This is a genomic window from Paenibacillus sp. FSL M8-0212, assembly GCF_038004645.1.
Lineage (GTDB): Bacteria > Bacillota > Bacilli > Paenibacillales > Paenibacillaceae > Paenibacillus.
The window spans coordinates 5,947,889-5,971,176 of record NZ_JBBORP010000001.1 but is presented as its reverse complement, the minus strand read 5'-3'; the positions used below and the strand labels follow the sequence as shown (position 1 = coordinate 5,971,176).

Here is a 23,288-nt window from a genome sequence, read left to right as displayed (position 1 = left end):
TTACATTCAAGTAATGGACCCTTGATCTCCTCTTGTTATGCTAGTTCTGTTTGGAATTACATAAGCCAATCTATCAAACAGACAAGGGAGAGAATTATGATCAGTCACTTCTACAAAAAGATGTTACCTATCCTGTTATCGCTTTCTTTGATATTCGGATGGTTCGCGGGTATTGGGGGAGTCAATTCAGCTCAAGCCGCATCGTTATCTGAGCCTGACATTCTGTTAGAACGCAACGCCAATTGGAGATACTTCGATCAGGGTCAGAATCTGGAATCGCAATGGCGTACTTCATATGATGATTCATCATGGGAAATCGGACCCGCCCCGTTTGGCTACAAGGACAACGGTAACGGTATAAGCACTTCTTATTTCGGGCCTCTCAAAACGGAAGTGAGTTATGGTGACGACAAAAAGTTAAAACACCGGACGACCTATTTAAGAACAAACCTAACCGTTAATAAGGATGAAATTAATGGTTATGGACAAATTCTCGGCACGTTCGGAATTGATGATGGGGCAGTTATCTATGTAAACGGTGTGGAAATACGTCGCTTTGGTATGCCTGAGGGCGAGATTCAGTATTCAACCAAAGCAACTTCAAGTCAAGATTTGCCTGTAATGTATGAGGACATTGATCTGACTGAGCCGTTGAAAACCTATCTGCACGATGGCAACAACGAAATTGCGGTTGAAGTTCATCAACAAAGCGACAGCAGCTCAGATTTGTATTTTGACATGGAGCTTAAAGCATTGGCGGAAGCGCCATCACTGGATATCAGTAAAGTAACCGTTACCTTCTATGGTGATGCTACCACGAGTAAAGGCTTCACTTGGTATACACCTCTTGCATCCACACAAAGCACTGTTCAAGTGTTGCCGAACCAGGGATCCGCTTCTGACTTCAGTCAAGCGCAAAGCTTCAACGGACGCTCATCCGTGGCTTCCAACTCTCCGGGAGAGATGGTGCATAAGGCGGAAGCAACAGATCTTATTCCGGATACCTCCTATTATTTTCGCGTTGGCGACCAAGATCTGGGCATATGGAGTGAGGTTGGCACATTCAAAACAGCTCCCACGAACGGAGCCTTTACGTTTATTGACCTGACGGATACCCAAGCTAAGGAAGAGGATGAGGCTATTCTATCTGGCTCTACACTTTCTAAAGCGTTAACCCAGGTTCCAGATGCTGCGTTTGTTGTTCATAATGGTGATGTTGTAGAAAATGGAACGTCAGAGCAGGAATGGAACTGGTTGCTTGGTCACTCCCAATCCAGTCTGATGAATACGACTATTGCACCATCCGCGGGCAATCATGAGAACAAGAATTATGCGTTCTACGAGCACTTTAACCTGAAGCAGCCAGACAATGCTGCAACAATAACAGGTACTTACTATTCTTATGATTACAGCAAAGCTCATTTTATCGTACTGAACTCCAACGAAAATTCCTCGGAGTACGCCAACTTCTCCAACGAGCAAGTGGCATGGATGAAGCAGGATGTGGAAGAGGCAAAAGCTGCCGGAGCAGAGTGGATCATCGTGAACATCCATAAAGGGCCGTATACGACATCCAACCACGCCACAGAAAGCGACATTATTGGTGCAAACGGTGTACGTAATAAAATTGCTCCGTTGATGAATGAACTGGGTATCGATTTGGTTCTTCAAGGACATGACCATATCTATGCTCGGACAAAGCCAATAAAAAGTGATGGCACAGCTGAAGATGTGTCCAAAATTACGGAGACTCTGAACGGACAGAGTATCGAATACGCAGTAAAACCAGATGGAACAATCTATATGATTCCAGCTACTGCAGGGGCAAAAGTATATTTTAAGAACCAAAAGCCAGAATTAGGTGAAGCGTATTTCAGCTTGTTTGAGCGTGCTGAAGAGAATCATGCAAGGCAGTATGGTGATACTACAAGCGCAGCCAGAGGCCAGGTTCAGAATTTTGTTTCATTCACAATCGATGGTGACAAACTTACTGCTGTAACGTATGAGGTTGACCAACATACCAATAACGGAGAGCCGTTCATTGTAGATCAATTCGGAATTCTCAAAGAAACGAATACGGTTCCTGTTACAGAACAGATCAACAAAATAACGGTTACGTTCCATGGAGATCCGACCAAGAGCAAAGGGTTCACATGGTATACGTCAGATAAACTAGCACAAAGCGACCTTCAAGTCGTGGAGAAAACATCAGCAGAAGCTGACTTCACACAAGCCAAATTATTTGAAGGACGTTCTGTTCAGCCTGCCAATGCTCCAACCGAGCGGATGCACAAAGCAGAAGCGACAGATCTGAAAGCAAATACGACCTATTTCTTCCGTGTAGGCGATGCTACCAAGCAAGTATGGAGTGCAACAGGTACGTTCCGTACAGCACCGGTAAAAGGCAAATTCACTTTCATTGATCTGGCGGATACGCAAGCGAAAGAAGAAGATGAGGCTATTCTGTCTTCCGAGACGTTGGCCAAAGCGCTGACTACAGTACCGGATGCACAGTTCGTTGTGCATAACGGTGATATTGTTGATAAAGGTGTCAAAGAAGAACAATGGAACTGGCTGCTCGGACATTCACAGGAAAGCCTGTTGAATACAACCATTGTCCCATCCTCCGGGAATCATGAGGACGAAAACTATGCTTTTATTGATCATTTTAATGTACAGCCTCCGGTCAATTCGGCAACAGAAACAGGAGCTTATTATTCTTATGACTATAGCAATGCACATTTTGTTGTATTGAATTCCAATGAGGATTCAACGGAGTATGACAATTTTTCGTTAGAGCAAGTCAAGTGGCTGAAGGATGATGTTCAGGCCGCCAAGAAAAAAGGAGCAAAATGGGTCATCGTCAACATTCACAAAGGCCCTTACACAACATCGAACCATGCAACAGACTCTGACATTATGGGAGTGAATGGAGTACGCTCCAAGATTGCTCCGATCATGGCGGAACTTGACATTGATTTTGTTCTTCAGGGGCATGACCATATCTATGCACGCACCAAACCGATTGACCAGAAGGGGAGCGCACGTCAACCAGAAATAATCACGGAAATGCAAAATGGACAGAAGATGGAGTACTCTGTGAATCCCGATGGCACAATCTATCTGATTCCGGCAACAGCAGGTCCAAAAGTATATTACAAAAATCAAAGCACGAGTCTGGGAGAGGCCTACTACAGTCTTTTTGAGCGTGCAGAAGAAAATCATGCGGCACAATATGGCCCGGACCCAAGTGATAACCGCCGTCCCAAGCGTAGTCAGGTCCAAAATTTTGTGGAAATTACGATAGATGGTAGCAAACTGACGGCGATTACGTATGAAATTGATCAGAATGTGAATGGGGCCACTCCGTTCATCATTGATCAGTTTGGTATTGTGAAGAAAACAGAGACTACGATTCCAGATCCGGGTACATCCAATCCGGGACCATCAAATCCCGGCTCAGGTAACGGGTCCAGCAGCGGGAATAACTCCTCAGGAAACGCTGGAGATACAGTAACCGAGAACCGTCCTGACAACAGTACTGGCAACGGAAGCAATCCCGGCAATGAGACAGGGGCAGGATCAAACAACAATAATAATAAAAGTGAAAACACACCACCAATGAAAGATACGGCTGGGCACTGGGCGAAATCTGCCATTGATCGAGCGCTTGCAGCTGGATTCGTGAATGGTTATGGCGATGATACATTCCGTCCGAATCAGAAAGTCACACGTGCCGAATTCATCACAATGCTAGGTCGTGCATTAAATCTGAATAACGTAAGCAACAATGTTCAATATACGGATGAAAACAAAATTCCTGCTTGGTCCAAACCGTACATTGCAGCAGCTGCATCCCTGGGCATTGTCAATGGTTACGCCAATGGTTCTTTCGGGCCAGATAAAACACTAAACCGATCAGAGATGGTCACCATGATCGTACGTGCAGGAGGAATCCCTACTGATTCTAATGCAAAACTAAACTTTAAAGATGCCAAGGATGTTCCGGCATGGGCAGTTTCATATGTAGCTTCTGCTGTAGAGGCCGGACTGGTAGGCGGTGTAGGCGGCAATCGTTTTGCACCGACGCAGACAGCTACTCGGGCGGAGGCGATTACACTTATACTCGGGCTTTTGGATAAGGTAGAATAACTTAGAGGAAATAATACAAAAGAAACCGCAGAGAGAAAGATTTCCTGTGGTTTCTTTTGTATGCAATATAACTTGGTTTTCTCATTGAAACTGTACAATGTAACATCATATTTTCCTTTAATAAATGGTATACTGATCCCATTGTCTTTAGTTATGCTTGCTTGATAATGTATAGTTAATTAATAATAGAGGATTTATTTAATAATATTTTTCAAAGGGATGTAGGTTATGCCAAAGAACGATAATATGTTAGCCATTCTATGGATGCTGAATTCAGGCACCAAAGTAACTGCAAAACAAATGTCCGAAAAGTTAGAAATCAATATAAGAACCGTATATCGATATATTGATGCATTATGTGCCAGTGGAGTACCGATCATTTCCGATACAGGTCACAACGGCGGGTATAGCTTGCTGAATCAGCATATCAAAGCACCTCTGTTATTTGATATTGAAGAAAAAAAGGCACTCCTCCAAGCTGCTGTGTTTGCAAAAGAAGCTGGATACCCTTTGAGTGAGGCATTGGACAATGCAACATCCAAATTGAAAATGTATACAAATCAGGAGCAGGAAAACACACTTCGTCGTCATTTAGCCGGGTTTAACGTTATCAATCGCATGGGAGACCCATCCGTTCAGCCGATTTTGGCGGAATTGGAGCAAGCAGTGGCTAATGATTGCTCTGTTGAAATTGATTATCGCAGAAGCCGTGATGAACAACCAAAAAAAAGAGTAATAGACCCGTATGGAATGGTTTACTGGAATAATAAATGGTATACCATTGCGTTTTGCCACTTGAGAAATGAATTCCGCAGCTTTCGGGCAGATCGTATTCTGCGAATCAAGCCTACTTCGCTTCGCTTTAAGCGTTCTGAATCTTTTTCTGCTCGTGAATTATTTATGCAAAATTTGTTACCTGATGTAGTGGACAAAGAGGGGGTAATTTCCTTGGTTATCAAAGGCCGATCAGAGGCATTGGATGACTTGGGGCTGCATTGGTTTATGGGACATTATCTGAAAGAGCGGACTCCCAATCAAGCCATCTTTTTATTTGATGAAAAATCAATTGATATATACGTCCCTTATTTTCTCCTATCCTACGGAAAATCCATTCAAGTTATCGAACCACAACATGTGAAGGACAGACTGGTTGCTGTGGTATCCGAGTTAATGGAATATTATCAACTTTAATAACTTCACTGACAGTAGATGTCAGTGAAGTTATTTTATAATGATGACAATCTCGGATTACTGAGAAGAAAGGCGGAGTAGACACATGAGCGAACAGACAAAACACAAGGCAGTATCCGGAAAATATACAAAGAAGGGCACACCTAACGGCGTTACATCGATTACTCCATTTATAACAGTGAAGGACCCTTCTAAAGCAATCCATTTCTATAAAGTTGTTTTCAATGCAAGGGTGAAGGATATCACTGAGCATCCGGATGGAAAGGGTAACACAATGATCGTTCATGCCGAATTGGATTTTGGAAATGGGTTTTTACAGCTGGGGGCAGCGAACCCGGCATATCAATTGGCTTTGCCCCCAGATCAAGATCATGCATGTTATTCTTTAGGGATTTATGTCATTAATGTGGATGAAACCATTGCAACCGCTGTATCCAGAGGGGCGAAAGTAAGAGAAGAGATTATTAACTTTGCGTCTGGTGATCGATTCGGAAGTATACTAGACCCTTTTGGCGTACGGTGGTCTATTCTGACTCGGATTGAAGATCTATCGGAAGAAGAAAGTAGTCGAAGGGTTGCGGAGTGGGCCAAAAGCGATTTCTCCATGAACAGCTAATTTAGAGCGCATCCTAAACATGGGTGCGCTCTTTTTCTACTGTCCGTATCCTATTCAGCTGTATGGGTCGTAGTATCTTCATTGAGCTTCTTATAATCCATTCCCCATGTTTCCATCACACTAATGATGGGTCTCAGCGTATTACCTAAATCACTCAAGCTGTATTCGACTCTGGGCGGTACCTCCGCATATACGGTGCGAATGACAATACCGTCTCCTTCCATGGAACGCAAATTTTCGGTTAATACCTTTTGGCTGATCTCCGGAATACTTTTGCGAAGCTCACCGAACCGTTGGGTTCCTTTCAGAAGATCTCTCATGATAAGCAATTTCCACTTGTTACCTATTAAACCAACTGTTGTTGCTACAGGGCATTCGGGCAACTCTTTTTTGGTAAACATTTAAGCTAATCCTCCAATAGTTACTTTTTGGTTCCTATCTAATAAAAAGGTGCCTACTTTCAAAACGATTATAATGCTTATATTATAAAGCTGTCGAGGGAAAAGCAACTTAAATGAAAGGAGGGGACATATTTGCAAGAAAGCTTGTGGATGCAATTGGTAAACTATTTCTCGGATCATGGGCGTGCTTTCTTTGCTCTGGGACGAGAGCATATACAGGTCAGTTTACTGGCATTGCTTTGTTCTGCATGGATCGGAATAATGCTGGGATATCTGACCATCACATACAAACGTTCGGAAAAGTGGATTGTATCGCTCATTCAGATTTTGCGGATTGTACCTAGCCTGGCTGTGTTACTTCTATTAATTCCGTTGATGGGCACTGGCACGAAGCCAGCGTTGATTGCGTTAATCTTATTGGGGGTACCTCCTATACTGATGAATACCATTACGGGGTTGAATCATATTCCTCTATCCGTTCTTGAATCTGCTCAAGGGGCGGGCATGTCAGATCTTCAAATGATGTGGAAGATCAAGTTCCCTCTTGCTGCACCACTCATTGTGACAGGCATCAAAACAGCTGCCATTGAAATTATCGCCAGTGCCACCTTGGCGGCCAAGATTGGAGCTGGGGGATTCGGTGAGATCATTTTTACCGGTCTGGGACTCAATCGAATCGATTTGCTTCTAATTGGCGGGGGAGCTGTGGCGATTTTAGCCATCGTCATCGGAGTCTTGCTTGATATATCCGAACGAATTTTATTTCGATATCAATTTTTGCAAAGGTAGGAAAACGACATGAAAAATAAAAAGAAAAAAATCTATATCATAACTTCACTTATCATCGCATTATCACTCGTATTAAGTGCCTGTGGTGAGCAAAAAAATCAGGATTCGGAAAATAAGGAGACATCGATTCGAATCGGCACCAAAGATTTCACTGAAAATCTGATTGTGGGGGAACTTTACGCTTTGGCGTTGGAGGATGCTGGTTACCAAGTAGAGCGTGTACCTAACATTGCGGGTTCTGTGATCCATTCTTCCATTGTAAATCAAGATATCGATATGTACCCGGAATACACAGGCACCGGTTTGTTAGCCATCCTGAAGCTGGACTTGTTGACAGATCCGGATGAAGTATATGCCACAGTGAAGGAAGAATATAAAAAACAATTTAACTTAACCTGGCTCGACTATTCCAAAGCTAATGATGGAGCAGGGCTCGTCATTCGTGCAGAAGCCTCGGAAAAATTGGGGATCAAGACGATTACTGATTTGCAAAAGCATGCAACCGAGCTTCGATTTGCCTCCCAAGGCGAAGTGGATCAGCGTGCAGATGGTATTCCGGCATTGGAAAAAGTATATGGCAAACTAAACTGGAAGTCCTCCAAAGTGTATGACAATAGTCTGAAATATGAAGTGCTTAAAAATAACGAGGCAGATGTTGCACCTGCATATACGACGGAAGGACAACTCGTAAATAAAGATCAGTACATCCTATTGGAAGATGACAAACAAGTATGGCCCCCTTACAACTTGGCTCCTGTCATCCGTGATGAAGTGCTGTCTGCACATCCAGATATCGCGGAAGTTCTCAACAAGATCAGTTCGGCACTGGACACAGACACGATCACAGCACTTAATGCCAAAGTGGATGTTGATCAAGAAGAATATGAAGACGTTGCAAAAGCCTTTTATGAATCCATCCAATAAACGTAATGGTAATATGGGGCCAGCCATCAAATTTCATCATGTGTGCAAAACCTATTCAAACTCCAATGAATACGCAGTGAATCATGTGAATTTGTCTATTGATGAAGGGGAGTTTATTACGATACTAGGCTCCTCTGGATCTGGAAAAACAACACTTTTGAAAATGGTAAACCGCTTGTATGAACCTTCTCAGGGAAACATTCAGCTGTTTGGAGAAGATATTGCGGCTATAGATCCCGTGATGTTAAGAAGAAAGATTGGTTACGTCATCCAGCAGGTTGGATTGTTCCCGCATATGACTATCGCGAAAAATATCGCTACCGTACCTCGTCTATTGAAATGGGATAAAGAGAAAACTGAGCAGAGGGTCTCCGAACTACTGCATCTGGTGGGACTGGACCCTCGGACGTATGAACATCGCTATCCTTCCCAATTATCTGGAGGACAACAACAGCGAATTGGACTCGCCCGGGCTCTGGCGACCAATCCTGCGATCATGCTTCTGGACGAGCCTTTTGGAGCTTTGGACGCGATTACCCGTCTCCATTTACAGGATGAATTATTGAAAATTCATGGAGGGTCGAATAAAACATTCCTCTTCGTCACACATGACATTAATGAAGCGTTCAAGTTGGGGACCCGGGTCATTATCATGAATCAAGGCAAAGTGTGCCAGTTTGATACGCCAAAAGAAATCGTTAATCATCCTGCCGATGAATTCGTAGCGTCGCTTATTCAATCTTCAAGGGAGCAAGAGCGTTTCTGGGAGGACTTAAAATGATCGACTATGCCATCAAACATCCAGATAAGTGGGGAAAAGCCCTGTTAGAGCATATGGAGATCCTGGTCATTACCATGGTGATCTCCATTATTATTGCCGTGATTCTTACCATCGTAGTACTGACTTCGGACTGGGTGTCACGCGTTTTCATTTATGTTTTTTCCATTCTGTATTCCATCCCCAGCCTGGCTTTATTCACCATTATGATTCCTGTGACGGGGTTGGGTACAACGACGGCAATCATCGTGCTGATTCTATATAATCAATACATTCTTCTGCGCCATTTTATCGCTGGTTTGAATCATGTGGACGAACCTATCATTGAGGCGGCTACCGGGCTGGGCATGAGTCGTTTGCAAATATTGATTCAGATTCGGGCACCCTTGGCAATTCAAACCCTTTTTACAGGACTGCGACTTGCCTCCGTATCTACGATTGGTATGGCGACTATTGCTGCATTTATCAACGCAGGCGGGTTAGGGACGATCTTATATGATGGTTTACGCACCATGAATATCGATAAAATTCTATGGGGAAGCATCCTGTCCGCAGGACTTGCCCTAGCGACAAATACATTATTCATTCAGTTGGAAAAACGAATCTATATCGGAGCGGGGAGATAAATTGTGATGAAGGCAGTTGTACTGGAAGGTGCCTGTGCACCTGAAGAACTAAACGTACAGGAGGTTCCTATTCCCGAAGTTAAACCAGGCTGGGTGTTAATCAAAATCAGAGCATTTGGTATTAACCGCTCAGAAATGTATACAAGGCAGGGGCACTCACCCTCCGTACAATTTCCGCGGATCATTGGTATTGAGTGCGTGGGGGAGATCGAGGACGTATCGGATAGCACATTCCAGAAAGGACAGCATGTTGCTTCTCTGATGGGAGGGTTGGGGCGAGAATTTGATGGAAGCTATGCGGAGTATGCTTTGATTCCTTCAGAGCAGGTGTATCTCATTCCTGAAGGACTGGAGTGGACTACGCTCGCTGCCATTCCGGAAATGTATTACACGGCATACGCATCGTTATTTGAAAGTCTTCAATTAACTACGGGAGAAGTACTTCTCATTCGTGGCGGGACCAGTTCCGTTGGCCTGGCTGCCCTCCAGCTTGCCAAAAGCGTAGGAGCCACGGTCATATCGACCACTCGTGACACCGGAAAGCTGGCGTATCTTCAACAGGCGGGTGCGGACTTCGCAATACTGGATGATGAACATTTTACAAATAAAGTAGTTGAAATTGCTCCAACTGGCGTAGACAAGGTGCTGGAATTGATCGGAACGCTTACCTTGAAGGAGTCTTTGCAATTGGTTTCGGAGCGAGGCATCTTATGCATGTCAGGCATCTTAGGCAATGAATGGACCTTTAATTCGTTTGAACCATTAATTGATATACCGACAGGTGTTCTGTTTACGGCTTTTACAAGTGAAGTTATTAAAGAAACGGTGTTAGTCAATCTGTTTAACCACATTAAGGATCATGCGCTTGTCCCGCCTATTGCTAAAGTATTCAAGCTCGAAGAAATAGCAGCGGCTCATCTGTTCATGGAGAGTAATACAGCCAATGGTAAAATCGTAATCACGAATGAATGAGGAGGAAAAAGTTATGAGCAATCGGATCATCGATTACAATCTTGAGACGATTCCAGAAGGAGCACAACCTCACTCGGTTACTGCCACCCCAGTTCAGATGGGCGGTCGTCATACATTACGAGTTACGTTAACAGATGAGGTATCCCATGGTGTACCCAACGTTGATTTCATCGACATGCCGACATTCTTGAAAATTCCTGTAGAATTTAAAAATGGTACTTTATCGGTGGATATCTTTAGCAAGTTAAGAGATGATGCTCCGGCTTATGCACGCGGATTTGCAGGACTGGCATATCGCATAAGTGACCATACGGATGCCTTTGAAGCCGTTTATATTCGTCCGCTTAATGGCTTAAAGACAAAGCCGGAGGCGCCACGCGACAAACGTGCTCTCCAGTATTTTGCATATCCAGATTGGAAATTCGACCGTCTGAGACAAGAATACCCGGATGGTCGTTTCGAAGCGGGAGCAGACATTGGTCCTGCAGAGTGGGTTAATCTTACATTAGTCATGGATAATTCAAATCTGAAAGCATATATTGGTGGGACCGAGTGTATTTCTATAGATCAGACTAAAGCGACAGTGATCACTGGATATATTGGTCTATTCGTAGATATCGGGACTGAGGCTTTCTTTTCTAATCTTCGCATTACGATCTCCAATTGATCAACGTCATGGTGTGCTACTAAAAACAAAACTGTTTGAACTCATCGGATTTTGATCTGTGAGCTTGATAAAAAAGTTGCGAAGCTTTGCTGCTTTGGATATGATTATCTAATGTTCAATCAAAAAAATACTTATGTAATCAATTAGTGATAAAAGATAGTGAGGTAGAAAAAATGATCGCAAGAACAGAAGAAGATTTTAATGGCTTGAAGGAAATTGGCAAAATTGTGGCTTCAATTAGAGATGAATTGGTTCAAAGAACCATCCCAGGCATAACTACTAAAGAGCTTGATGATTTGGCAGGAGAGCTTTTTGAGAAAGCTGGCGCAGTTTCTGCTCCAAAAAGTGAATATAATTTCCCGGGATTTACTTGTATTAGTGTTAATGAAGAAGTGGCACATGGTATTCCGGGAGATCGGGTTATTCAAGAAGGGGACATCGTCAATATTGATGTGTCTGGCTCCAAGAACAGTTATTTTGCAGATACGGGAATCTCGTTTGTCGTAGGCGAAGGTGCAGAAGTGTTAACGAAAATATGCGACGTTGTTAAACTGGCATTTGAAGCAGGTCTTAAAAAAGCAAAACCTGGCTCCAAAAAAAGTGGAATCGGAAAAGCTGTATTCCAAACTGCCAGACAGCATGAATTAACCGTTATTAAAAACCTTACAGGACATGGTGTTGGACGTGGAATACACGAAGCACCTGACCACATCTATAATTATAATGATCCATCGGATGATGAATTGTTAAAAGAAGGCATGGTTATCGCATTCGAGCCATTTATCTCAACTTCAGAAGAAGAAGTAGAACAAACGGGAGACGGCTGGACCTTTGTTACTAAAAACAGCTATGTAGCTCAAATCGAACATACCATTATTCTTACCAAGAATGGTCCGATTATTGTCACTCTTTAAGGTATTCAAACTGAAAGTCGCTAAATTTAGCGACTTTTTTTGTCTTTGTTTTATTGGTACGTCAAAGTAAATCATAATATAAACGTTTACTTATTAATTTATGTTGAAATTATGGAAGGATTTAACGTATATTTAGATCTGATCTTTATGTTAAAGACAGAGGTGATTGATTGAGCACATCAAAAAAGCGCGTTCAAGTCATTGATGGACTGCGCGGATTCAGTCTGGCCGGCATTGTGCTGGCGAATATGCTGGCTTTTCAATATGGAATGTATGGCCAGAGTAAACCCGAACTGTTCGGGATCGGCGGAGCTGATCAGGCTTTCCTCTCGTTCCTGCTGATCACTGTGGTGGGCAGTTTTATGCCGATTTTTGCATTTATGTTTGGCTTCGGAATGGTCAAGCTCTCGGAAAGCCTAAAATCACGAGATTTACGGCCAAAGTGTCATCTGGCACGCCGTTTTCTACTACTGTTTGGAATCGGATTAGTGCACATCATCTATCTGTGGGAAGGGGATATCCTGGCATTCTATGGCGTACTCGGTTTCTTCCTGCTCATGTTCCTTAATCGGAAGCCCAAAACGCTGCTCATTTGGGCGGTACTGCTACTCATCGGAGCGGGCATACTTGGTCTTCCTGCATCCAATCCGATGAACCCGCTGGCTACGGAGTCCATTCATATGGAGAACTACATCATTCAAAGCCAGGATGTATACGGTAGCGGCACATACGCAGAAATCAGGGATTTTAGCAATAACGGCGATCCATTCGGTGGAGATTTGGAGGTATCATTTGCTCTGTTAATCCTGCTGTTAAGCCCACTCATGACGGTGCCGATGTTCCTGCTCGGTATGCATGCTGCCAGAATGGGGACGTTTAGCGATCCCCAAACGATGCGGACTATGTATCTTCGCCGTGCCTCGTTATTGATTCCAGTTGGTTTGATACTCAAAACATACGGTGTATTGGCGCCACAATTTGGCGCAGAAGGCTGGCCAGGCATCGGTATCGGGACAACACTAGGAGGAGCGCTACTTTCACTCGGATACATATACGCATTTGCACTGTTGTATGCGGGAAACCGCCGTTCCAGCCTGTTGGGTAGGTTCGAGGCGGTTGGCCGTCTCTCGTTGACGAATTACCTGATGCAGAGCTTAATCTGTACAACAATTTTCTATGGATATGGCCTGGGACTGTTTGGAAGTGCTGGCGTGTTCATCGGAGCGATTATTGCGCTTGCTGTGTACGGTATTCAATTGTGGCTCAGTCCGCTATATCTTAAGAAATTTAGCAATGGTCCTGTCGAGTATATCCTACGGATTTGGACTTATCTGTCCTGGAAAGGGCAGCCAAGAAAGAAGAAAAGATCGAATTTAACTTCGAATGAAAACGCGCCTGGTGTCCAGTAAGCATAAAGTGTTATCGTGAAACGCAAAAAGAAGCTCGTTCTACCAAAAGAAAGGGCTTCTTAATGCCGTAACGATCATCTTCCTAATGTTTCCTGTTATAATTAGTAATTATTTATAGATTCAACATATCAACCCTAATACATAAGCTAACTATTATAGTGCGGACAGTGGTAAGGTAATACAAAATGAAAGATCAAGCATATACATCCAACTGTTTCCACTCAAGCTTGAAAGGATCATTATTGTGCTAAAAATAATTAATTTTCTTCTTTTCTTGCTGATCATTTGGGTAGTCATCTTTTATCCTTTTCGTTTAGCTTGGTTTGAAGGTTTGAAACAGATTCCTGCAGATCTTCATGGTGTTTATTTACTTTTCTTGTTCTTTGGGTATCTGATCTGTTCATCTGCTATGGGACTTATGGTTGGCAAGATGTTTTTTAAACCAAAAGAACAGTGATTACGGGTAAGTATGGAGGTTGGAGAATGGACAGTGACAATTTAATCAATCAATTCTTAAAACTTTTTCCTGAATTCCACGATTGTTATATAGAACATTTGGAATTAAATCAAGAGTTTCTAGGACATGTGTTTTTTGGTGATGAAGTGGCTACTTATGTTGATGGATTACTTCGTGAAAATGATGACAAAGAGCAAATTGAGAAGTTTTTCAATTTTTTTGAATGGATGGCAACTCAAACAAGCCTTTATATTGTACAAGTGTTATCTTCTACAATTTTGTATGATTTAGGTGGGCATACAGATATTTTGCAAAAAGCTCAATGTTATATGAAGTTACATACTAGAAGACTTTCTCAAGAAATAGAAGATTTGCACTCAGGGAAATATTTTGCTTAGGATACTCTGCTGGAGATGAGTATTCAAGAGTTTGGATCGTTGGTTTTATAATATCATTCAAAGTCGCTAAAGCAGCGGCTTTTTGTTTTATCCATGTAATTTCCTATCTTAAGGGTTGAGGGGAACGAACTTATTTCAATAAAGATTTATGTAATTAGATTCCTTCGTACTGGGTGAAATTCACAGAGTATTAAAAGACAAATGCCTACTGTTCCAAGAGTTTCATCGAAGGAAATGGAGGAGGAAATCATTAAGGCAGGTTTCTCAATTATTAATACGATCCACTCACCGACGCAAGTTGCTAACCAACCTGTCTATATCATCATTGCACAGAAGAATAAATAAGTTCAATTTATAGAAGCCACTCCATTAGTCTGGGGGGCTTCTTCTTTTGCTAATGTTCAAACAGCATCATAACTAGGAGCACATTTTTTCGGAGAACTGAGAGGCAGCTAAAGCATTACATTGGAACAGTTTCCATCTGGACATATATCGTTTGTCTTAAGTCATGGGAAAAATAGGTTCTTGAATTTCTTTCCCGATGTACAGCCGAATCCGAGATTGTGATAGGCTGTATCTACAAAAGTATTACACGTTCTAAATGGAAGGGGATATTTTACTTGGATCAGGAACTTGCGACCACGATTGCTATCGAATTTAAGAACAATCAGAAGGTGTTGAATGCGATCGGAGACGAGACTCGGCAAGCCATCCTCATAGCCTTGATTCAAGGGCCGCAAAAACCCGGCATGCGCGTAGGAGAGATCAGGATGAAGACTCACCTTTCCCGACCGACCGTATCACATCATCTGAAAATATTGAAAGAATCACAGATAATAAGTGTTCGTAAAGAAGGAACTCTCAACTATTACAGCCTTGACTCCGGTAGCAAGTTGAAATTGTTGAAAAACCTTGTGAACCAAATAGAAAAGTTGCTTGCACAATGCGAAGAACAAGCATCGGAACAACAAATAGGAAACACGGGGAAGGGGAGTTCCGAATGAATCAGACAGTCGTAGCGGCAAACGGAGTGGGCATTCCTCAACTCGGGTTCGGCCTATATAAGATCAAAGACGGGGGGACCTTCGAGAGGACTGTCGAGGAGGCTATTCGAATGGGTTATCGCCATTTCGATACGGCCATAATTTATGGTAATGAAGCGGCGCTAGGTCGGGTCATCCAAAACAGCGGCATTCCCAGGGAGGAGTTCTTCATTACCTCCAAGGTATGGACGACAGACCTGGGGTACCGCGCGACGAAAAAGGCGTTCGAGCAGACTTGCCAGAAGCTGAACGTAACGTATCTCGATATGTATTTGATTCATTTTGCCGGTCCTCAATACGTGAATGCCTGGAAGGCGACGGAAGAATTATACGACTCAGGTAAAATCAAAGTTATAGGTGTAGCCAATTTCGAGATACGGCATCTGGAGCATCTGAAGAAGCATTCCCGGATTTCGCCGATGGTAAATCAGATCGAGACCCATCCGGAATTTCCGCAACACGAATTGCATGATTATATGGTTCGGCATCGGATTCTGCATGAGGCTTGGGGACCGTTGGGGCAGGGAAGCAAAGCGCTGCTGGAGCATCCGGAGCTGGCGGCAATTGCCCTTTGCCATCAGAAGTCGGTTGCGCAAGTCATTTTGCGCTGGCATCTGCAACGTGGAATTATTGTCATCCCCAAATCATCGAATCCTCAAAGGATAAAAGAGAACAATGAAATATTCGACTTTGAGTTGAATGAGAAGGAAATGGAACAAATACGACGATTGGACACGGGTAAGAGATATTCCGTAAGTCCGAATGGCTACATGGTCAACCCGATTTATATCAACTTGATGAAACTATTTATTCGCTCTCATTGATGGATCATATTTCTGCGGTACTGATAGGGCGTAACTCCGTATTCCACTTTGAACAACTGGATAAAATATTGATTTTTTCGGTAACCAACCATCTGCGCTATATCGTGGACACGGAGTTCCGAATCTTGAAGCAGTTGAGAAGCCTTCTCCAACCTTTTCCTGGATATGTAGTTTGACACATTTTCGCCCGTCTCCTGTTTAAACAGTTTGGAAAAGTAGACGGGATGGAGATGTGCAACTTTCCCCAGTTCATCCAGGCTAAGGCCATGTGACAGATGCTCTTCGATATACGTTTGCACTTTGTCAACGATGGTTTGAATGGACATCTGTTTGTTGTTTCTGATCCGACTGACCCGATCCATGAGAGTTGACGATAGTTCATCAGGATGCCGTAACTGGTTGAACATCCAATTCACGGTCTCATAGGTATCGCGATCCTTATCCGTCAGATATACATATCGAATGGTCTCCATCAGAAAGATTACCTTTTGCTTTTGGAGACGGATTTGATTATATTTTTTAATGATATTTCCGGCTGACTCCCAATCACCGCATGATGGAGAATGGTTGAATATGCCTATGAAGTCTTCTGAGTGTACATCCTCATTAAGGAAGAACCAGTAGAACATCTGACGGGTCACGTTTCGATCAGTCAATGAAAAGGGAGGGGACACGACCGAGTGCTCCAGTTTGATGGTCAGTTCCCCAGCAACTTCTTCCGGAACAAGACCTAACAGTCGCGTCCCCGCATTCCAAACGAGACGATCCAATTTGTCTCCGACAGCATGTTTTATAACATCCTCATGTTCCTGTGTAAAACCCTCCAGCTTAAAGCAGCAAAAACGGCGTTTCTCTAAAAATTTGGTATAAGCCTCATATTCCTTACTTAATGTCTCGTTATGACCAAGCAACGATAGCAGAAACGCCAATCCATCAAAGTTCTCCCATGCGATCGATTGAGCGGGACGTGTCTTTGTAATATTGTTGATGGCTTTGGACATGGCTTTCTCCACATCATCTTTGTCGACAGGTTTGAGCAAGTAGTCGAGCGCTCCTAAACGAATTCCTTGTTGCGCATATTCGAACTCGGAGTAGCCCGAAAGGATGATGACTTTGGTTGGCAAGTTATGTTGGTGGATATGTTGAAGCAGATCGATTCCTGAAACCTCGGGCATTCGGATGTCAGTGATCAGAATATCGATATGGTTTTGAGTCAACATGTCCCGGGCTTCAATCGAATTGGTCATCGTCTCGATCTGATCAATGCCAAAGGTGTTCCAATCGAGCAAGTGCTTCATATACTCAACGACATAATGTCCGTCATCCACAATTAATAATCGCATTAGTTATCTCCTTTCACGTCGGGAATGCTGATGAGCAGCAGGACGGACAAGCCGCCCCAATCATTGGTAGCAAAATGTAACCCGCTACGTTCGCCGTACGTATTTTTCAGACGTCGATTTACATTCCAGAGCCCTACGCCTTTAATTCCTTCAGGGGGAGAATCGCTCTCAAGCCGAGCCTCCAGGCTGCGGATATCATCCAGCGAAAGACCTTTTCCGTCATCGGAGACCTTGATCGTTATCACAGCTTCCGTCTGTTTGACATCAATCGTCACCCGATGGGCACCTTGTTGTCCTTCGATTCCATGTTGAATCGCATTTTCAACCACTGGCTGGATGATCAACGGCATGAGGGGAAGGGACGCCAGTTCCGGCGGCAGATCAATGCTGTACTCGATTTTTTTGCTAAGAGCCATAATAATCAGGAAATGTTCCGCAAACTGAAGCTCGCTTTCCAGCGTGACTTCATGCCGGTCCAACTTCGTTAAATAACGATAATATTCAGCTAGATGTTTGCTCATGCGCATGACAGAATCAGGTGAAAACTGAGCCACCGACATGATGAAAAACAAACTGTTGTACAAAAAATGAGGATTGATCTGAGCTTGGAGTTGTTGAAGTTCCGCACTTCGTCTTAGTTCCGTTTCAGTCTTCAAGGATACGAACAGATCCTGGATCTCGGTAACCATATGATTAAAACTTCTGAACAGGCTGTAGAACTCTCTATCCGTATTTTCGGTAATACGGGTGTTGTGATTGCCTTGTTCGACCTGTGAAAACTTCCGTTCCAACAAACGAATATTACGGTAATAGTTCCGGTAAAACGTAAAGATCACAACCAAACCAAGCGTGAAAACGGCTAAAATGCTGGCAAAAAATACTTTGCGGTTACGGTCAATCGGTTGCAGAAAATCATTTGTCTGTGTATATGTAATCAGGTAGGCGTCAATTGATTCAATATATCGGGAAAGAACATAGTAATCGTCCGAATTGGTATGATAATCATATTTCAAAGTGATCTCCGGCTGTGGAGAAATAATTTCAGTAACCGCTTTCAATAGATCGTTGTCGACTTCTTTCTCACTCCATAGCTGATGGGAATTAAACCAAAAAAAAGCGTTTGAGCTGTCGTTGTTCACAGCCTTTTTCAGCAGATTTTTCAAATAATCGGTATTCAGCTTTACACCAACGACGTACTGAGTCGGTTCATTTTGTCCGGATTTTTGGATGTAAGGGTAGAGGGCAAAGTAATACAAGCTATTGCCGACAATTTGCCATCCCCGTTGATGAACATCCTTGAACGGAAGTCTCGCTTCCTGTGTATTGTTCGTGGACAGAAACGTTTCTTCAGACTTCCAGTAAATGCCGATCGATTCAATCGATCGACTGGATAGGAGCGTTTGCCGCAAGCGATCAACGATTTCGTTTTTCTTCATTTGGGAATCGTAATTGCTCAGCTCGTTAACATGCCTCTGGTAAAACCGGACATCACTGTCTGCCGCATACTGAACCCCGTACATGTTAGCTTCGTATATAATCCCGTCAAGAATGCCTTTCACATAATCAAGCTGGTTTTTGGAAGCTCCAATCAGATTTTCTTCAAGTGTCTTGGAGCTCAATCGGTTCATTACGAAAAACAAACTCAACGTCAGCAGCAGAAAAAAAACAAAGAAATAGATGAATCGTTTCATATACATTTTTCTGATCATATGTGTTTCCTTTCATATCGCCAAACGTAGAAGTTCAAACTCCAGATCGGATTAACTTTAATATAAGCCAAACCTTCGAAAAGCGGAAGGGTAGCATTGGTGATAAATGAAAGCGGTTTTAAAATGCTTCAGGGCGGGGTTATGATCTTGAAATTTTGGCATTTTGGAATGAAAGCGCTTTTGTTAAGCTTATCTTCAAGGATCGCTTTCGAAAATCCATCATAGAGGAGGTATGCAACATTAACGAGATTGTGCCCGCCAGATCCGCGAAACAAACAAAAACAAAGCTTTCCCAGCGGACTTCATTCAAAAAGGAAATCAAGAAAAGCTGGCCTTTGTACGTTCTGTGTATTCCCGCATTTGTGTTTGTGTGCATCTTTTCTTATGGCCCGATGGTAGGTTTGCTTATGGCATTTCAGGACTACAAACCATGGTTGGGCATCACAGGTTCCCGGTGGATCGGGTTAGATAATTTCGAACGAATTTTCCAGTACAAAGAAGCCACACAAGCGATCGTTAATACGTTAATTATCGCCGTTTCCAAAATTATCGTTGGTATTATCGTTCCGATTGTCATGGCTATTCTACTGAGCGAGATCCGAAATATGGGCATTAAGAAAAGTGTACAGACACTGGTGTATCTACCGCATTTCTTGTCCTGGGTTACTGTGGCAGGGTTGATGATCGACATTCTGGGATTAGACGGAGGAATCAATCACATCTTAACCCGGATTTTCGGGAACGATCCCATTTACTTCTTGGGTGATCCTGATCTGTTTCGGTTCACGGTTGTGATCAGTGATGTGTGGAAGAGCTTTGGTTTTGGCATGATTGTCTACTTAGCGACCATTGCAGGGATTAATCCATCTTATTACGAAGCGGCCGAGATCGATGGGGCCACACGCCGGCAGCAAATTCGATACGTTACCTTGCCTAGCATGTTGCCCATGATTATCGTCATTTCTACGCTGAGTCTGGGCAATATTCTGGACGCGGGCTTTGATCAAGTCTTCAATCTGTACAATCCGCTTGTCTACAGTACAGGAGATATCATTGACACCTATGTCTACCGTTCATCCTTGTTAAACGGGCAATACGGCTTCGGAACCGCTGTAGGACTGTTCAAATCGGGGATTAGCTTGATCTTGATCGTTGTCTCTTATAGGCTGGCCTATAAGTATGCCAATTACAAAATATTCTAACTAGGAGGGAGAGGGATCATGTACCATAAGACGACAGGTTATAGAGTATTCTCCTATTTTAATTACGCGTTCATGATACTGGCTGGTCTGGCGTGTTTTCTTCCACTGCTTCATCTGTTGGCACAATCGCTCAGCAGCAAAGCGGCTATTAGCGGTAATATGGTTTCATTTTGGCCAGTCGGGTTCAATGTGGACGCCTATGTAAAAACGTTCAACAATTCTAATTTCAACGGTGCCATGCTGACATCCATCACTCGAACCGTACTGGGTACAACCATCAGCATGTTTATCCTTACCTGTGCAGGATATGCCTTGTCCAAGGAATTCCGGGGACGCAACGTGCTCATGTGGTTTTTTATCTTCACCATGCTCTTCTCGGGGGGATTGATACCTTCTTACATATTGATCACAGCCCTTGGATTAAAGGACACCATATGGGCGCTTGTGCTTCCAGGCGCTTTTGGTGCTTATAATTTGATTCTTCTCGTTAATTTTTTCAAAACGATTCCAAAAGCCTTGGAAGAAGCAGCTTTCATTGACGGAGCGTCCTTTTTCGTAATTCTCAGCAAAATATATTTACCATTATCTCTGCCTGGCATCGCAACCGTATCCCTGTTCATTATGGTGGGGCACTGGAACTCCTGGTTTGACGGGATTTTGTACATGTCGGATGCAAGTAAGTATCCGCTGGCTTCGTTCTTACAGACCGTTGTCGTGCAGAGCAATATGCAAAATATGGCGATGAGCCAGTCTGAAGTCGCTGCAATGTCGGAACAAAGTATCAAAGCAGCTCAAATTTTCGTCAGCACACTACCGATCATTTTGGTCTATCCTTTTTTACAACGATATTTCGTGAAGGGAATTGTACTAGGTGCCGTCAAAGAATAGTTAGGATGACGAAAAATTGGATCGCTATATAAATTCAACTAAAATTTACACGATAACGGAGAGGACAGAAAAAGCCTGAAGAAGCGGAGCGTTCGCCTAAAAGCTTTCTGAAAGAAAGCTGCATCGCAAGCATACGCTATTACCAGAATTTCACCTTTGTAAAAGTGAATCAAAAATTCTGGGGATAACAGCGATCAGAAGGTTGTTCTGTCATCGGAGTGTCAGTGTAAATATGAAATTAGTTGAGCTTATATAGAAAACAAATTGAGTGAGTGAAGGGGGCATGTTTCCATGAAGAAAAGAACTGATTTATGGAAAATGGTAAGTATGGTTATGCTGTCGGCTATTCTTATGGCTGGCTGTAGCAAAGGGGAGAGTGCTTCCGAGACCGTACCGGCATCGGTGCTTAAGGACGGAAAATATGATCCACCGTTTACGATCACCATCGCCAAACAACAGGATGAAAATGCTGGAAAGTACATCAACGGTGAGACGTTAAATGACAATGTATTGACCCGCTGGGGCGAACAAAACCTGGGTATCAAAATCCAAACCACCCTGCTGGGAGGTGATGCTTCACAATACAATACCAAGCTGCGGCTGGCGTTGACGGGTTCCGAGAAGCTGCCAGACGTTCTGCCCGTCTATGACACCATGCTGGTCAATGATCTGATTGAGTCGGGGCAAGTCAAGGAGATTACAGAAGACATCTCAACCTACATGCCTGACCGGATAAAAGAAATATACAAACAATACCCCACCACCTTCAATCCAGTGGTTAGGGAGGGCAAGGTCTACGGGATGGCCATTGCGCCGAATTTGACGGAAGGTGAAGTCATGTTGATCCGCCAGGACTGGTTGGACAGTTTAAACTTGAAAGCGCCAACAACGATTGAGGAGTTTGAACAAGTCATCGCGGCGTTCACTAATGAGGACCCCGATGGGAACGGCAAGAAAGACACATACGGCTTTACTTTTTCAGGTAAAGATTCCTACAATACGGGCTGGGTCAGCGATCCGGTCATGATATTCAGCGCATACACGGGCAAACATCTTCCAAGGCAATGGCATAACGACAATGGCAAACTCACGTATGGATCTGTGGCTGCTGGCAACAAAGAGGCACTTGCCAAGTTACGCGATTGGTATGCAAAAGGGTACTTGAACAAAGAATTAGCCACCCAAGGTGCATGGGATGCACTGTCCGATTTTACGGAGGGGAAAGCTGGTATCATCATTGGTCGTCCTTGGCTTTACGACAGTGTGAAGGACGTAGAGAAAAATGTGGAGGGTGCAAAAATCAGTGCTTATCCGACCATTCAAGGTGTGAACGGTGATAAGACCTATCAATCCGCCCAGTTGAACGATGGTGTGTTCATGTTTAACAAGGATTTTCAGAACATGGAAGCCTTCTTCCTGTACTACGATAAAATGTACGACGCGGCGTTCAGTACGGAAGATTTTAAATACGGCTACGCTCAGGGATACGATTACGATATCGTTAACGATGAAGTCACTTTTGATCCAACGAAATTTAATACGCCATTAGAAGCTGTGCAAGGCGTTGGCAAAATGGCATTTACCAAAAATACACCGAGTGTTGATGGCCCCGGTCAATCCTACTACGATCTGGCGAATGGAGTTAAAGCCGACACGGGTGTCCTCATTCAGAGCGCCTCGAAGGATCAAACGACGCAGGACGGATATCGGATTTCTTATGAAAACAGGGATGTTTTACTGCCAAATGAGTTTAACGGTCCACCAACGCCAACGATGCAAAATGTGTGGGAACAGTTGACCACCATGGAACAAGAGACGTTCACCAAAATCATATATGGCAATGAGCCGCTTGAAGCATTTGATACCTTTGTGAAACAGTGGCATGAAAAAGGCGGAGACACCGTGATCGAAGAAGTTAACGAATGGTACAACCAAGCCAGCGAGACGGATGTAATGACACTGATGAATTTGAAATAAAGTCAAGT

At 43.4% G+C, this 23,288-nt stretch carries 20 protein-coding genes; 17 read left to right on the top strand and 3 right to left on the bottom strand.

Annotated elements, in window-relative coordinates; translation table 11 throughout:
* The first annotated feature begins 120 nt into the window (after positions 1 to 120).
* From MKX68_RS26120 to MKX68_RS26110, 3 genes are all read left to right on the top strand, one after another.
* Positions 121 to 4,152 carry an S-layer homology domain-containing protein gene (locus MKX68_RS26120; RefSeq protein WP_340914656.1) on the top strand — a complete coding sequence of 1,344 codons (4,032 nt, stop codon included), beginning with the start codon at positions 121 to 123 and terminating at the stop codon, positions 4,150 to 4,152.
* A 228-nt stretch (positions 4,153 to 4,380) separates the two neighbouring features.
* Positions 4,381 to 5,343: a helix-turn-helix transcriptional regulator gene (locus MKX68_RS26115; protein WP_340914655.1), complete on the top strand. Its 963-nt coding sequence runs from the start codon at positions 4,381 to 4,383 to the stop codon at positions 5,341 to 5,343.
* Positions 5,344 to 5,428: 85 nt separating this feature from the next.
* The gene (locus MKX68_RS26110) at positions 5,429 to 5,959 is read left to right on the top strand and encodes a VOC family protein (RefSeq protein ID WP_338586758.1); all 531 of its coding nucleotides are present in this window, start codon (positions 5,429 to 5,431) and stop codon (positions 5,957 to 5,959) included.
* Between the two features lie 50 nt (positions 5,960 to 6,009).
* Here MKX68_RS26110 and MKX68_RS26105 read toward each other — a convergent pair whose 3' ends face one another.
* Positions 6,010 to 6,360, bottom strand: coding sequence for a winged helix-turn-helix transcriptional regulator (locus MKX68_RS26105; protein WP_338586759.1), 351 nt, complete (start codon positions 6,358 to 6,360; stop codon positions 6,010 to 6,012).
* A gap of 132 nt (positions 6,361 to 6,492) precedes the next feature.
* On the opposite strand from MKX68_RS26105, the gene MKX68_RS26100 reads away from it, so the two are divergent.
* From MKX68_RS26100 to MKX68_RS26050, 11 genes are all read left to right on the top strand, one after another.
* A complete protein-coding gene (locus tag MKX68_RS26100; protein WP_340914654.1) occupies positions 6,493 to 7,149 on the top strand; it encodes an ABC transporter permease in 657 nt (218 codons plus the stop codon).
* A 9-nt stretch (positions 7,150 to 7,158) separates the two neighbouring features.
* A complete protein-coding gene (locus MKX68_RS26095; RefSeq protein WP_340914653.1) occupies positions 7,159 to 8,073 on the top strand; it encodes a glycine betaine ABC transporter substrate-binding protein in 915 nt (304 codons plus the stop codon).
* A complete protein-coding gene (locus MKX68_RS26090; RefSeq protein ID WP_340914652.1) occupies positions 8,057 to 8,854 on the top strand; it encodes an ABC transporter ATP-binding protein in 798 nt (265 codons plus the stop codon). Before MKX68_RS26095 ends, MKX68_RS26090 begins: the two co-directional genes overlap by 17 nt.
* Positions 8,851 to 9,477: an ABC transporter permease gene (locus MKX68_RS26085; protein WP_338586763.1), complete on the top strand. Its 627-nt coding sequence runs from the start codon at positions 8,851 to 8,853 to the stop codon at positions 9,475 to 9,477. The genes MKX68_RS26090 and MKX68_RS26085 overlap by 4 nt, the downstream gene beginning before the upstream one ends.
* Positions 9,478 to 9,483: 6 nt before the next feature.
* On the top strand, positions 9,484 to 10,449 hold the full coding sequence (locus MKX68_RS26080) for a zinc-binding alcohol dehydrogenase family protein (RefSeq protein ID WP_340914651.1): 966 nt from the start codon (positions 9,484 to 9,486) through the stop codon (positions 10,447 to 10,449).
* Between the two features lie 13 nt (positions 10,450 to 10,462).
* Positions 10,463 to 11,116 (top strand): hypothetical protein, encoded by a 654-nt coding sequence (locus tag MKX68_RS26075; protein ID WP_340914650.1) that lies wholly within the window; start codon positions 10,463 to 10,465, stop codon positions 11,114 to 11,116.
* Positions 11,117 to 11,289: 173 nt separating this feature from the next.
* Entirely contained in the window at positions 11,290 to 12,030 is a 741-nt protein-coding gene (gene map / locus MKX68_RS26070; protein ID WP_124114771.1) for a type I methionyl aminopeptidase, read from the top strand.
* A gap of 170 nt (positions 12,031 to 12,200) precedes the next feature.
* Positions 12,201 to 13,439: a DUF418 domain-containing protein gene (locus tag MKX68_RS26065; RefSeq protein WP_340914649.1), complete on the top strand. Its 1,239-nt coding sequence runs from the start codon at positions 12,201 to 12,203 to the stop codon at positions 13,437 to 13,439.
* A gap of 483 nt (positions 13,440 to 13,922) precedes the next feature.
* Complete coding sequence (locus MKX68_RS26060; RefSeq protein ID WP_249910645.1) at positions 13,923 to 14,294, top strand: DUF7674 family protein; 372 nt, start codon at positions 13,923 to 13,925, stop codon at positions 14,292 to 14,294.
* Between the two features lie 620 nt (positions 14,295 to 14,914).
* Positions 14,915 to 15,298, top strand: a complete 384-nt coding sequence (locus tag MKX68_RS26055) for an ArsR/SmtB family transcription factor (protein WP_445671092.1) — start codon at positions 14,915 to 14,917, stop codon at positions 15,296 to 15,298.
* Positions 15,295 to 16,161 (top strand): aldo/keto reductase, encoded by an 867-nt coding sequence (locus MKX68_RS26050; RefSeq protein WP_340914648.1) that lies wholly within the window; start codon positions 15,295 to 15,297, stop codon positions 16,159 to 16,161. The genes MKX68_RS26055 and MKX68_RS26050 overlap by 4 nt, the downstream gene beginning before the upstream one ends.
* Here the strand turns inward: MKX68_RS26050 and MKX68_RS26045 are convergent.
* Together MKX68_RS26045 and MKX68_RS26040 are read right to left on the bottom strand one after the other, a co-directional pair.
* Positions 16,155 to 17,504: a response regulator transcription factor gene (locus MKX68_RS26045; RefSeq protein WP_340914647.1), complete on the bottom strand. Its 1,350-nt coding sequence runs from the start codon at positions 17,502 to 17,504 to the stop codon at positions 16,155 to 16,157. The two genes, MKX68_RS26050 and MKX68_RS26045, sit on opposite strands and share 7 nt — an antisense overlap.
* Positions 17,504 to 19,213, bottom strand: coding sequence for a sensor histidine kinase (locus MKX68_RS26040; RefSeq protein WP_340914646.1), 1,710 nt, complete (start codon positions 19,211 to 19,213; stop codon positions 17,504 to 17,506). The genes MKX68_RS26045 and MKX68_RS26040 overlap by 1 nt, the downstream gene beginning before the upstream one ends.
* A 317-nt stretch (positions 19,214 to 19,530) precedes the next feature.
* Here MKX68_RS26040 and MKX68_RS26035 point away from each other — a divergent pair, with 317 nt between their 5' ends.
* The 3 genes from MKX68_RS26035 (at position 19,531) to MKX68_RS26025 (ending at position 23,280) form a co-directional block, all read left to right on the top strand.
* Positions 19,531 to 20,415: an ABC transporter permease gene (locus tag MKX68_RS26035; RefSeq protein WP_036616097.1), complete on the top strand. Its 885-nt coding sequence runs from the start codon at positions 19,531 to 19,533 to the stop codon at positions 20,413 to 20,415.
* Positions 20,416 to 20,433: 18 nt separating this feature from the next.
* Positions 20,434 to 21,303, top strand: a complete 870-nt coding sequence (locus tag MKX68_RS26030; protein ID WP_017688372.1) for a carbohydrate ABC transporter permease — start codon at positions 20,434 to 20,436, stop codon at positions 21,301 to 21,303.
* A gap of 291 nt (positions 21,304 to 21,594) precedes the next feature.
* Positions 21,595 to 23,280: a hypothetical protein gene (locus MKX68_RS26025; protein ID WP_340914645.1), complete on the top strand. Its 1,686-nt coding sequence runs from the start codon at positions 21,595 to 21,597 to the stop codon at positions 23,278 to 23,280.
* The last annotated feature ends 8 nt before the right edge of the window (positions 23,281 to 23,288 follow it).